A 13,277-nucleotide genomic window follows, 5' to 3' on the forward strand; every position below is an offset into this window, starting at 1 on the left:
TTTAAATAGAATAGGAGTAAATCAAATGACAAAAAAATTACAGTTATCAGCCGAAGAAATGCGTCAGTTAGGATATCAAGCGGTTGACTTGATTGTTGATCATATGAATCATTTAAAAAGTAAACCAGTTTCAGAAACGATTGATAGTAATATTTTTAGAGACAAGCTAATTGAAACGATTCCGGAAAACGGATCTAATCCAAAAGAATTACTTCATTTTCTTAATAACAATGTGTTTAATCAAATTACTCATGTGGATCATCCTCATTTTATGGCTTTTGTGCCAGGTCCTAATAATTATGTTGGTGTATTAGCAGATTTTTTAGCAAGTGGGTTTAATGTATTTCCTACAGCTTGGATAGTAGGTGCAGGTGCCGAACAAATTGAATTAACGACAATTAACTGGTTAAAATCAATGCTAGGATTCCCTGATTCAGCTGAAGGACTATTTGTCAGTGGTGGTTCCATGGCTAATTTGACTGCACTTACTGTAGCGAGACAGGTCAAGCTGAATAATGACATAGAAAATGCGATTGTTTATTTTTCTAACCAAACTCATTTTTCTGTAGATCGAGCACTTAAAGTATTAGGTTTTAAACAGCATCAAATTTGCCGAATTGAGACAGATGAAGACTTAAAAATTTCAGTTAGTACTTTAAGAAAACAAATAAAAGAAGATCGATTAAAAGGGAAAAAACCATTCTGTGTTATTGCTAATGCAGGGACAACGAATTGCGGAGCGGTGGACTCCCTCGATGAATTGGCTGATGTATGTGGTGATGAAGATATATGGCTACACGTGGATGGGGCTTATGGGGCTGCAGCAATTCTCAGTGAAAAAGGAAGGGAGTTATTAAGTGGAATTCATCGTGCCGATTCTTTAACGTTAGACCCGCATAAATGGCTTTTTCAGCCTTATGATGTTGGTTGTGTACTTATTCGAAATAGCCAATATTTAAGTGAAACATTCCGTATGATCCCAGAGTATATTAAGGATACAGAAACTAATATAGAAGAAAAAGTGAATTTTGGGGAGCGTGGAATTGAACTTTCTCGTAGATTTAGAGCATTAAAGGTATGGCTTTCTTTTAAAGCATTCGGAGTTACAGCTTTTCGTGAGGCAATTGATCATGGCATTATGCTAGCTGAACAAGTTGAAGAGTTTTTAAGGAAAGAAAAAGATTGGGAAGTAGTAACACCTGCCCAATTAGGAATTGTTACTTTTCGTTATATTCCATGTGAGCTAACATCTACAGATACAATTCATGAAATAAACAAAAAATTGGTGGAAGAAATTAATCAAAGAGGATTTGCTATGCTAAGTACGACTAAATTAAAAGAAAAAGTAGTAATTCGACTTTGCTCTATTAACCCAAGAACAACAAAAGAAGAAATACTTCAAATCATGATGAACATAAAAGCATTAGCAGAGGAAATAAACACATCGCCTAAACATCTTATATCTGTTTCTCAACCTTGATATATTAGGCGGATTTTACATATTAATAGCCGATTCTTATTTAGAATCGGCTATTATATTTAAATGATAAATACATATATACTATTTATAAGTGTTTCTCTTGTAATGGGATTAAGCCTCAACCTTGGATACTCGTTTGAAACCAGTCTTTATTGCTTGTACTATTTCGTTCACAGCATAAATAGATACATCGGCATTTGGATTTAACCCTTCAAACCAGTGATAGGCATTTGGATATAAATGAAACTCCACATCAACACCAGCTTGTGCTAGTTTGCTTACATAGGTTAATGTTTCGCTGCGGAATGGATCTAATTGACCAACAAATGTGTAAGTATACGGTAAGTCACTATAATCCTCAGCTCGAGAAGGTGCTGCATAGGCAGGGATTTGATCCGTTCCATACATTTCTCCTAAATACATTTTCCAGCCAGCTTCATTTGCCTTTTGGTTCCAAACAAATCCCTCTTTAATTTCATTCGCTGAAGGTGTATCATTTCTGTCATCAATCATTGGATATAGTGGCATTTGTAAACAAATTGAAGGATATTTTCGATCTCGTGCTAATAATGATAATGCTGCTGTTAGTCCACCGCCAGCGCTTACTCCTGCAACCCCAATTCGATTCGAATCAATGTTTAATGACTTTGCATTATCAGCAATCCATTTTAAAGCTGAATAACAATCCTCAATTGGTGCTGGGTAAGGGTGTTCAGGTGCTAAGCGGTAGTCTACAGACACGACCACACAGCTAGCTTCTTTTGCAAACCTCATACAAGTATCATCGTTATCATCTATAGACCCTAAGATATAACCTCCACCATGTATCCATAATAAGACAGGTAAAGATTCATGATTTGATTTTGGACGATAAATTCGTAATGGTAACGGATTATCATCAGGCCCAACAATGACTTTATCTGTTAAAGAAAGAGAGTCATCAACAACGGTAGGTGGTCTCATTTGAGCTATTCCTTCTCTGATTGATTGCAAATTTTCTGGGCGTAAATCGAGATCCGGAAACATCTCTAATCCTTGTAATAATTCTGGATTTACTCTAGTTTTCATTTTAGCACCTCTATTTGTAATTGTTTTCAAATAAATGAAGTGTATTCTAAGTAGTTTAATTGTGAAAGAACACCACAATTAAATTGTAAATTGGATATGTTATAACGGTCAACAGAATATTCGGAAATTAAAACCTTTCTCAAGAAGGAGTTTCATGCAATCAATAATACAAGTAGTGGATTTAAGAGCAAAGTGGTTTAATGTCGTTGTAATTATGTACATTAGAAAAATTTATTTTTGAGTCTAGAAAAGGATTAGATTCTTTTCTAGACTCATGAAGAATTATGAAAAGCAAAATTTTATAGATAGTTATCTTAAAAATAAACAAAGAGAGAAGAACTAGCCAATGTTCTTCTCTCTTTTTCATATGTAATTAGGGTATCCATAACTGTAAATACGGATGGTATAGATTTATGGATGAATAATTTATTTTTAAATTAATAACGTAATACATAAAGATTTTTGTATGTAATATTGCATATACAGGGACCACTGGTGAAAATGCTGAGCAATGTTTTTCCATATGGTAAATTAGTTCCTTAGTTATTTATTTTATTTCATTTTCAATCGTGTAAGGCTTGGGGCTAAGATTTACAAAGGTGACTAGTAAAAAATATAACAATATAAGTATAAGATTTTGTACTTAGTAATCTCACAATTTAAGGCATGACATTGGATAAGTGTGAGGAGTTCAATCGATTTTGAATAAAATCAATAGTATCAGTTGCAATTTTTTTACGTTTAAGAACGATCCCGGCATGCCCACATTTATAAATATATCGTGTAGGTCTTTCCCAAGATTCCCACAAGTAGTCTGTATCCTCAGAATGCACATATAGATCATGCTTACCTGAAATTAATAAAATATTTTCTTTTTTTACTTTTGGCAATGCTTGACTCGGTTCAGTGATTTTCCAATAATCTATTAAATCATCATACGTAACACCATGATGTTCCAAGTCTTCTCTAATAAATTTACCTGGAGTTGTATTCCAAATAGAATAAGAAAGTCGATTTGCATAGAAAATGGATGCTAACACATCAATTTCTTCTTCAACAAGAGAGGTTAAGTTAGTAATAAATCCGCCTAAACTAATTCCTATTAGAATCAGGGTCCCCTTTTTATTTGCTTTAATCCATTTAATCAAAGCTCGTAAATCAGCTACCGCTTGTCTAGTTGCTTGTAATGTTCGTTCAATATTTGCACTTACCATATACTCTCCACTGAATAAGGATTGATCGGGTTTTCTTTCAAAATGATAGGGTAGAGTGAAATAATACATATTCCACTTCAGGCTGGTCATATGATCGTGGAATATTTTTTTCACACGTTCGTTAGAATCCATTCTCCAACCGTGAACAAAGATAACATGAGGTGCATTTTCATTTTCATGTAAGAATAATTCCCCAGTTACAGAGTCGTTGCGTGAATCACCGGATTGAACCGAACTTTTATAGTTGAATTGCCCAACCATGTATTCATTTTCCTGCTTTGAATGCTTAATGTCAAAATGAAAATGTGATGGTTTTACTTTATAAAAAGATTCTATGTTCTTTATATTTAATGAAGTGTTAGAAAGGGAAGTAAACTGAAATGCTACACTTCTTTTTTTGTGTAAATCATATAAGGCGTACCGATCAATGAGTTTTGAAAAAATCAAATTAACCTCCTCCAAAATACATATTGTTTAAAACATAGACAAAATTTATGTTTTAAATTAATTAGGAAATATTCTCTTTTCCTAATAGTAGGTGCTTGAATTATAAAAATAGGTGATAAATTTGTATATTATATTATAAATCGTGCAATAAAATAAAACTATAAATAATTTATATTAAAATTTAAGAAGAATGTTAACTTGTTTCTTTTCTTATTAAAAGATGTAATTTCTATGAGGAACTTAACAATTCCCATCTAGATATTCACAAATAGCTTCTCTATATTTATTGTATAGAAATTATACAATAAATATATTTTTTATATTATATACATTAAATTAAGCTTAACCTCTTTTTCTATAAGTCTCTTAAATTGACTAACTCCTTACCAATATTCAAAAACGACTGCATTTTTGAATTTGTGTTCTAGTTTTTCTTGAACAGGTAAATGAATAACTACACATAAACTCCTTATATCTCTAGTTAAACTACCGATTAGCTCCATATAAACTCTAGATAACCTATATAGAATACAAGTTATCAAGGAGGTAAGAAAAATGAATTTTATGAAACGAGCAATTCTCAGTATGAAAAAAAGGATAGGAACATCATTAATTTTGATGGCAGTTTTTCTGATTGTTACAAATTTGGTTCTTTCAGGTTACACAATCCAAAATGCATCAAAAAAAGCAGCGGATGCTGCAAGAAAAAAACTTGGTGCAGATGTTACTTTAGGTCTTGATTTCGACAAAATAGGTCAAAAAGCTAAGGAAACTGGAGAAATGCCAAATCCGCCGCAGCTCGATGCAAAAGAAACAAATCAATTAGCGAAGTCCAAGTATGTAAAAGATTATAATTACATAGCTAACACTTTCGGTATTTCTGATGGGCTTAAACTAGTAGGAGCTTCAGAAGGAGAAGAAGAAGGAAAAGGTAAAGTGGGAATGACGGCTGCGCGAGGCGGTTCAAGTTCTGGTACAGAAATAGATATGAATGCTTCTTTTATGATTGAGGGAGTTCGCAAGACTGCATTACAAGAAAGCTTTAAAAACGGAAAAAGTAAAATCATTGATGGAAAACCAATAACAGAGCAAATGAAAGATCAGAATGTAGCTTTAATGGAAAAACGATTAGCGGAATTAAACAATTTGAAAGTAGGAGACAAAGTTAAAGTACAATCAGGGGATAAGAAGGAAACTCTTGAGGTTGAAATTATCGGCATTTACGAAACAAATGAGCAAGCAATGGGTCAACAGGCTCCTCCTATTATGGATCCAGCTAATAAACTATATATGCCGCATTCAACTATGAAAAAATTAGAAGTAGACCAAGGTATAAGTAGTGGTCAAGTCGTGTATTTCTTGAATGATCCACAATATATTGATGCATTTAAAAAAGAAGCAAAAAAATCTAACATTGATTTTAATTATTATAAATTAGATGCGCATGATTCATTGTACAAGCAAATGATTGGTCCTATCGAAAATATCTCTTCGACTTCTCAAATGATTATTTATATTGTATCGATTGCAGGTGCAATTATTTTAGGATTAATCATTATGCTATCAATTAAAGGACGTCGTAAAGAAATGGGAATTCTATTGTCTATTGGAGAGAAAAAGTGGAAATTGATAGCGCAATTCGTAGTAGAAGTAGTGTGTGTCGCTATTTTAGCATTTGGATTATCCATAACAACAGGAGCTAAAGTTTCTCAATATATCGGAGATAATTTACTTTCGAATGAAATTGCTACTGCAAGCGAAGAAACAGATACTTCGCAACATGGTACTGTAATGATGGCTGGATCTGGTGGTACTCTACAAAATCAAAAAGAAGATCCAATTGATAAAATTGATGTAAGTGTAACAGGAGAAGATGTAGGGAAAATGGGTGGAATTGGACTAGCTATTGCTATAATAGCAACGCTTCTTCCAGCATTATCTATTCTACGTTTAAACCCAAAACAAATTCTTTTAAAAGATGAATGAGGAGGCTTAATATGGAGACGATTTTACAGTTTAAAAATTTGGATTATTATTATGAAAGTAATGGGAAAAATGTAGCGATACTAGATAATGTTAACTTTTCTTTTCAAAAAGGACATTTCTACACGATTTTAGGACCATCTGGATCTGGTAAAACCACAACTCTGAGCTTAGGTTGTGGACTGGACGTCCCTAAAAATGGTTATGTACTGTATAATGGCAAAGATATTAGAAAAATTGGTTTGGATCGATACCGTAATCAAAATGTATCTGTAATTTTCCAATCTTATAATTTGATAACCTATATGACAGCTCTTCAAAATGTCTTAACAGCAATGGAAATTACGGGTGTTAAAGTGCAAAATAAAACAGCAAGAGCATTAGAATTGTTAGAAAGGGTAGGACTCACAGAAGTTGAAGCGAAACGAAACGTCCTGCAACTAAGCGGTGGACAACAACAGCGTGTAGCAATTGCTCGAGCACTATCTTGTAATGTTGATTTACTGATTGCAGATGAGCCGACAGGAAACCTCGACGAGGAAACTGCAATGGATATAATAGAACTATTTCAAGAACTTGCACATAAAGAGAATAAATGCATTATTGTTGTGACGCACTCACAGGAGGTTGCTAAAAAATCAGATCGTGCAGTGTATTTAAGTAAGAAGAAGTTGGTCGTAAATGAAATCTAATATAAACATCGTAGTTTTTTAATTCACATAATTTTCAAAATCTAGACCTTTCAAAAGCTTATATTTGATTTATAATAAAATCAAGCCATAATCAAAATGGTCTCCCTGTACTGAATGTTAAAATAGTTTGTTGTTCCCGTTTTAATAATATAATAAAAAGAACTTGTAGGATATTCTACAGGTTCTTTTTATTATAATTGGTTACCTATATCATGGGATAATCACACATAAAAAACGGGACATTACCTAGATGTATGACCTAAATATCGTCCCGTTTACCTACTCTGTATAGTTATTGCAGAATTAAACCTACAATCATAATTAAACTAAATACTATTATCCAACCAAACGCACAATAGCCAAAAATTCTAATCCATTTAGGTAATTGATGCATGTTAATTTTATTTGTGGGAACTCCTTGCATAGAAAACATCATTTTTTGATCTCTATCTCTATTATTTTGTTGTTCATACATACTATCATCACCTTTCCAGAACTATTGCGTTTATAGTATATCAGCCTAAAGAAAATTATGTACAGAATAAGAAGGGATAGCATAAATATTATGTGGTGAATTTTATAAATAAATGCATTTAATTGCCATGGTTCTAAGCGCTAATAGAGCACTACATAAATAGGACTCATTTTCTTCAAATATTAAGTTGCTGGATATAGATCAGGACCAAGGTAACGTTCTTTTATAATTTGAAGATGATGAAGCTCATGACCAGCAATAATGTATGCTAATGCATGAACTGTAACTTCAGAATTATTCGCATTTCCTCTTTGTGACCAAGCTTCTTTATCTAAGCTTCTAAGTAAATGCAGGGTAGATTGGCGAACAACTATTAAATTCCCAAGAAGATCTTGCATAGATTGCTTATCAAAAGCAGCTCTAAGAACATACATATCATCAAATGAAAAACCTGTTAATAAGTTTATACTTACTACAAAAACAAACAAACTCGTCCTATTTAAAGGAGAGTTTGTTTGTTTTTATGTTTAGATAATGGAATACTCATGCAAAATTGCACACTATGTTCCATATTTTTCATTGAATACTTTATATCTAGTGTTTCAAGAATTTGTTTAACAATATATAGCCCCAAACCATTTCCTCCAGTATTTCGATTTCTTGATTTTTCAATTCGATAAAATGGTTTGAAAATTTGTTGTAAATCTTCATCTTTAATATTGACACCTGTATTTATAATTTGCATTTTGATTTGACCTTGTTTCGAATCCTCATTTAACTTTATATAGACTTTTTCATTATGTGGTGAATACATAACCGCATTGTGTATAATATTTTTACATGCTTTTTCTAAAAGAGCACAATCTGTATAAATAGAAAGGTCAAAATCAATTTCTTTTATTATTTCGATGTTTTTTTGAGAAGCAAAAAATTCGAGATCTTTTGTAATTGTACCTATTAATTTTGAAAGATTAACTTTCTCTACTTTTAGTTTGAAGGTGTGTTGTTCTAATTTCGATACGCTTAAAATTTCACGAACTAATTGTTCCATACTTTCAATAATTTGATGATTTTTCTTTAAATATTGATCGCGATTTTGATAAGGGCCAATATTGTATATCATTCCTTCTAAGTATCCTTTCATTACAGTAAGAGGGGACTTTAATTCATGTGCTACAATCGCAAAAAACTCTCTGCGTTTTGTTTCTATTTCTCTTTCTTTTTCAATATCATTTTTTAATTGTTCATTTGCTTTTTTTAAATCAAACATAGCTTGTTGCAAGTTAATAGACATGTCATTCAAACTATTAGATAATTCTCCTAACTCATCTGTAGAGCGAACCTCAATTTTTTCGGAGAAATCTAAATTTGCCATCTTTTGTGCACCTTCATTAATATAAATAAGTGGCTTTGTAATAAACCTGGAATAAAAATAAGCACTTCCTATACCAATAACGAGCACAATGATACTAATATAGGGGAGAAAGCGTACTAAAACCTGTGAAGCTTCATCAATCGGTTGAAATGTAGCAAACACTATAAGCGTTAAACTACCATCTTGAAATTGAATTGGTTTCGTAACATTATATGAATTGCTGAGGGTACTTGCATTCTCGAATCGTGTTGCTTTAGTAACTACTGTTTTTTGCGTACCACTTTGAATAAAAGAAAATGAAGGAGAGTAAATAATTACTCCTTCTTTATTTTGAAGATAAAGCATCGCATTATTTTTTTTTGCGTATTCATCAAAAAGTGGTATCGCATCTTGAAACGTAAGATTTTTAGACTTATCAATGATTTCGTTTATCCCTGTTTGAAGTTGATCTGTTTTATATTGCTCATAAAACGTAGGGAGAAAGAAGTATAAAGTTAAATAAATCAATACTGCAAAGGATAATAAAATGAGAGATGTAGTCATAAAGAGTTTATAAGTAATTTGCTTCATTTTCATGAGTTTCACAATACTATTCATCAATTTTATAACCAATACCCTTTATTGTTTTAATATAAGGGATAGCTAATTTTTTGCGTAGGTTTTTAATATGTGTATCAATTATTCGTGTTTCTCCAAAATAATCGTAACCCCAGACTTTCTCTACGATATTTTCTCTTGTGAGTACTTTTCTCTCATTTTGAAATAGTAGTTGTAGAATTTCAAACTCTTTTGTCGTTAATATAATTTCAACGTCATTTACATATACTCTATATGCATCCACATCAATACGCACTTCTTTAAATATCAAATGATTATTTACATTTTTATCATAACTTCTTCTAAGTACAGCTTCGACTCGTCTAATCAAAACATGAAATGAAAAGGGCTTTGTTATATAATCATCGATCCCAAGGTCGAATCCTTTCATTTGATCTTCCTCTTCTTCCAACGCAGTTAGCATAATAATTGGTACGTTTGACTGACTTCGAATCATTTTAGAAACTTCAAACCCATTAAGATTGGGCATCATGACATCTAGAAGAATTAAATCAAATGATTGCTTATTAAATTGTGTCATACCCTCTAGTCCATCTGAAGCGACTATCACTGTATAATGCTGCGTCATTAAAAATTGTTTAATTAATTCCTGAATTTCTTGATCGTCCTCTACCACGAGAATATGATAGTTTTTCATAATATCACCTCTGGTAGTCATTATAGCCGTACTATCTGGAGTTTATGTGGAGATACAATAGGAACTTCATAGGACGTTTAACGTATTAGCTTCATTTTCAAGAATGTGTATTCTCCAAAAAAATATGATTAGCCATATTCCTTTTTATGAAAAAATAATTGTATGCTTGAAAAAACTTATCGTATGAAAAGCTGAACGATTTATATTTCTAAAAAACCAATGTATAATATTGGGAACTGCATGTGATTTCTTAAACTGTGTGAACATATACTTTCGCTACTTACTAGAAGGGGAAACGGAAATGAATTTCAATATAAAAAAAGCTAGCGAAATTATAGAGTGTACTTCACAAACTTTAGAGTTTTTTGCTAATTTAGTAAACGATTAAGGTGTGAACTAAGGATTATTTAAATCATGCGAGAAAGGTTGTGAAATTATTTGATGGGTTATAAAGCGATGCTGTTTGATTTAGATGATACATTACTTGATAGGGATAAAGCAGTAGAGGCATTATTTTTAATTGTTTTAGAAAAGTGTTATGAAAATGTAGATGGTGCGGCTAAAAGCAACATGTTACAGAAATTCAAAGAATACGATAAAAGAGAATATGGCATAAGTAATAAAACGACAGTTTTAGAATCATTGTTTGATGAATTCACGCCAAGGTATAGATTGCCACGCAATTACATCCAAGATTTTTGGAATAATAATTTCCCTAGATGTTTTTCAATAGACCAAAATACTATTCATTTCTTAAATCAAATAAAGAAGCGCTTTAAAGTTGGAATTATAACAAATGGCTCAACTCAGAGGCAAAAAGCTAAAATATTTAACACGAATTTAAATAGGTATTTTGAAACAATCATTATTTCTGAAGAAGTGGGATTTAGTAAACCTGATAAACGTATATTCGAACTAGCATTAGATAAGCTAAATTTACAACCGGAAAATACTTTATTTGTTGGGGATGACTTAGAAAAGGATATTGCTGGTCCTCAAAATGCAAATATAAAAGGTGTGTGGTTTAACCCTCAGAAAATCAAGAATACTACCAAAATACAACCATATGCCGAGATTAACACTTTGGATAGTTTGTTAAGTTATGTTACTCCACAATATTTTTATAACAAGTAAAAGTAATTCCATATATATATTCAAAAATATAAAAAAAGAGAAACTATCATTAATTTCATTGACCGTATTAGTAATAAAAAATATGTATTTACAACAAAAAATAGAGGCTATTTTAATAGCTGAGGCTAATTTAATCTATGATTAATACGAAGTTTTGTAAAACAATTTTACTCATACTGTATAAATTATAAAGGGGTGGGACTATGGAAATAAAGAAAGTAGTAATCGATGGAATCAATATTGCGGTCATTAGGAACGATAAGGTATTAATATCGGATGTTCAGTCTGCATTAGATACTATGGCAACAGTTCAATATGAGGTAGATGCGAAACATATTATTATCCATAAATCTTTAATAAGTGAAGATTTCTTTGATCTAAAAACACGGCTTGCGGGCGATATCCTTCAAAAGTTTATAAACTACAAGGTAAAGATTGCTATTGTTGGAGATTTCTCTATGTATACTAGTAAAAGCTTAAAGGATTTTATTTATGAATGTAATAAAGGAAAAGATATTTTTTACTTAGCAACTGAACAACAAGCAATTGAAAAACTAAGTACATTAAAGTAATAATTATATCCTGCTAAATTCCCCCATTTCACTTAGTTCATGATTATATACGATATAGAAGAACTGATGTTTGTGGTAAACTAAGAGATGAATAAAGGGGGCGTTTTCTTGAACAATTTTAATGATACGATCCGAGATTTAAACAATATAGTTTACAAACCTAACAATTTAATGATTACGAATCTAAAAGAAGAAAAGCAAAACGCAGAATATGCAGGATGTTTATTCCACTTAAATAACAAAACCATTCGTTTTAGAAAATCAAAAGTTACTCCTAATAAAATTGGTCAATTTGTTTCTTTTTGGGAGAAAGATGAAAATATGCGAAATAGAGCTTTCTCTTATGAAGCTGCTCCTGATTTATTAGTAATCACTTGTATTGCTGATAATAAACTAGGACAATTTATTTTTCCTAAAGAGGTTCTTCTTAAAGAAAAAATATTGAGAACACAAAGTCAAACAGGGAAAATGGCAATGAGAATTTATCCTGTTTGGGATACCACTGTTAGCAATCAAGCTAAAAGGAGCCAAACGTGGCAACTTCACTATTTTGTTGATTTAAGTGATAGTAATAATTTGCCTATAGATAAACTATTAAATTTATATTCGTAGCTTTTGATTTGCCTCAAAAAGAAGTAATTACAGAAAAGACATTTGTAATGACGCTTTCTATTAATTTACCTCGTGAATCGTAATTTTTGTACCGGTACAGTTAAATGAAATGTACATTGTTACAGTGCCCCTTAAAATTTACAATCAGCATATATTATTTAAACTTATAAATTTTTAAGGGGTGCTAATTATGACAAGTTTACAAAATCAGCTTTTCACAAGATTAAATCTTAAAAAACGTAATGAAGTAACGTTTGAAGAATTACCTACTATACTCTTTTCATTTGCACACACTATACCATTTGAGAATTTAGATGTTATAGCACGAAATACGAATCAAATCTCTCTGGAAAACTTACGAGAGAAAATTTTAACTAGTTCCCGTGGTGGACTTTGCTACGAATTAAATACTCTTTTTTACTATTTCTTAAAAAACTGTGGCTATGATGTACAACTGGCATTAGGTACGGTGTATAAAAATGATATAAATGCATGGGCACTGGAGGATGGCCATATAACAATTATTTTAACTTATGATAATCTACAGTATTTAATTGATGTAGGTATAGCTTCGTTAGTACCTCTTGTTCCTGTACCTTTTACTGGCGAGTCTGTTTCTTCAAAAAATGGTTCGTACCGAGTGAGACGAAAAGATACAAGTAAAGGAAATTATGTTTTAGAAAGAATAGATACTGATGGAGAATGGAAAGTTTGTCATGCTTTTTATAAACCTAATATTGATGAGATAGTAATAAACGATGTTCAAAGAAGAGTGATAGAAGATGAGAAGTCTATTTTTAATAAAGGACCAATTGCAGTAAAGTTGACGAACTCCGGTCATATTTCATTAACGAATACAAGTTTAACTGAAGTTATTCATGGGGAAAAAACTAAGCGTGAAATTACAGAAAATCAATATAAAGAGTTTTTATATACTTTATTTGCTATTAAGTTATGAATAATAAAGATA

General features: G+C 31.5%; 12 protein-coding genes and 1 pseudogene. 7 read left to right on the forward strand and 6 right to left on the reverse strand.

Annotated elements, in window-relative coordinates:
* Nucleotides 1–25: 25 nt before the first annotated feature.
* On the forward strand, nucleotides 26–1,480 hold the full coding sequence (locus ACXKY9_RS14470; protein WP_000162820.1) for a pyridoxal phosphate-dependent decarboxylase family protein: 1,455 nt from the start codon (nucleotides 26–28) through the stop codon (nucleotides 1,478–1,480).
* A gap of 111 nt (nucleotides 1,481–1,591) precedes the next feature.
* On the opposite strand, the gene ACXKY9_RS14475 is transcribed toward ACXKY9_RS14470, so the two are convergent.
* Both ACXKY9_RS14475 and ACXKY9_RS14480 read right to left on the reverse strand, forming a co-directional pair.
* Complete coding sequence (locus ACXKY9_RS14475) at nucleotides 1,592–2,548, reverse strand: alpha/beta hydrolase (RefSeq protein ID WP_000857943.1); 957 nt, start codon at nucleotides 2,546–2,548, stop codon at nucleotides 1,592–1,594.
* Between the two features lie 659 nt (nucleotides 2,549–3,207).
* Nucleotides 3,208–4,209 (reverse strand): alpha/beta hydrolase, encoded by a 1,002-nt coding sequence (locus ACXKY9_RS14480; RefSeq protein WP_000577705.1) that lies wholly within the window; start codon nucleotides 4,207–4,209, stop codon nucleotides 3,208–3,210.
* A gap of 555 nt (nucleotides 4,210–4,764) precedes the next feature.
* On the opposite strand from ACXKY9_RS14480, the gene ACXKY9_RS14485 reads away from it, so the two are divergent.
* Both ACXKY9_RS14485 and ACXKY9_RS14490 read left to right on the forward strand, forming a co-directional pair.
* Nucleotides 4,765–6,195, forward strand: coding sequence for an ABC transporter permease (locus ACXKY9_RS14485; protein ID WP_001010232.1), 1,431 nt, complete (start codon nucleotides 4,765–4,767; stop codon nucleotides 6,193–6,195).
* Nucleotides 6,196–6,206: 11 nt separating this feature from the next.
* Nucleotides 6,207–6,884, forward strand: coding sequence for an ABC transporter ATP-binding protein (locus tag ACXKY9_RS14490; protein ID WP_000447855.1), 678 nt, complete (start codon nucleotides 6,207–6,209; stop codon nucleotides 6,882–6,884).
* A gap of 292 nt (nucleotides 6,885–7,176) precedes the next feature.
* Here the strand turns inward: ACXKY9_RS14490 and ACXKY9_RS14495 are convergent, their stop codons facing one another.
* The 4 genes and pseudogenes from ACXKY9_RS14495 to ACXKY9_RS14510 all read right to left on the reverse strand — a co-directional run bounded on the left by ACXKY9_RS14495 (nucleotide 7,177) and on the right by ACXKY9_RS14510 (nucleotide 9,989).
* On the reverse strand, nucleotides 7,177–7,359 hold the full coding sequence (locus ACXKY9_RS14495) for a hypothetical protein (RefSeq protein ID WP_000273232.1): 183 nt from the start codon (nucleotides 7,357–7,359) through the stop codon (nucleotides 7,177–7,179).
* A gap of 182 nt (nucleotides 7,360–7,541) precedes the next feature.
* A pseudogene (locus ACXKY9_RS14500) lies at nucleotides 7,542–7,817 on the reverse strand (DinB family protein); the annotation flags it as partial.
* Nucleotides 7,818–7,858: 41 nt separating this feature from the next.
* On the reverse strand, nucleotides 7,859–9,310 hold the full coding sequence (locus ACXKY9_RS14505; RefSeq protein WP_003284409.1) for a sensor histidine kinase: 1,452 nt from the start codon (nucleotides 9,308–9,310) through the stop codon (nucleotides 7,859–7,861).
* A 13-nt stretch (nucleotides 9,311–9,323) separates the two neighbouring features.
* On the reverse strand, nucleotides 9,324–9,989 hold the full coding sequence (locus ACXKY9_RS14510) for a response regulator transcription factor (RefSeq protein WP_000800726.1): 666 nt from the start codon (nucleotides 9,987–9,989) through the stop codon (nucleotides 9,324–9,326).
* A gap of 441 nt (nucleotides 9,990–10,430) precedes the next feature.
* On the opposite strand from ACXKY9_RS14510, the gene ACXKY9_RS14515 reads away from it, so the two are divergent.
* The 4 genes from ACXKY9_RS14515 to ACXKY9_RS14530 all read left to right on the forward strand — a co-directional run bounded on the left by ACXKY9_RS14515 (nucleotide 10,431) and on the right by ACXKY9_RS14530 (nucleotide 13,265).
* Nucleotides 10,431–11,123 carry an HAD family hydrolase gene (locus tag ACXKY9_RS14515; protein WP_000540717.1) on the forward strand — a complete coding sequence of 231 codons (693 nt, stop codon included), beginning with the start codon at nucleotides 10,431–10,433 and terminating at the stop codon, nucleotides 11,121–11,123.
* 203 nt (nucleotides 11,124–11,326) lie between these two features.
* Complete coding sequence (locus tag ACXKY9_RS14520; RefSeq protein ID WP_000403462.1) at nucleotides 11,327–11,695, forward strand: DUF4180 domain-containing protein; 369 nt, start codon at nucleotides 11,327–11,329, stop codon at nucleotides 11,693–11,695.
* Nucleotides 11,696–11,803: 108 nt separating this feature from the next.
* Nucleotides 11,804–12,307: a MepB family protein gene (locus ACXKY9_RS14525; protein WP_001058768.1), complete on the forward strand. Its 504-nt coding sequence runs from the start codon at nucleotides 11,804–11,806 to the stop codon at nucleotides 12,305–12,307.
* Between the two features lie 190 nt (nucleotides 12,308–12,497).
* The gene (locus tag ACXKY9_RS14530; protein WP_000202804.1) at nucleotides 12,498–13,265 is read left to right on the forward strand and encodes an arylamine N-acetyltransferase family protein; all 768 of its coding nucleotides are present in this window, start codon (nucleotides 12,498–12,500) and stop codon (nucleotides 13,263–13,265) included.
* The last annotated feature ends 12 nt before the right edge of the window (nucleotides 13,266–13,277 follow it).

The organism is Bacillus sp. 2175, from assembly GCF_057812155.1.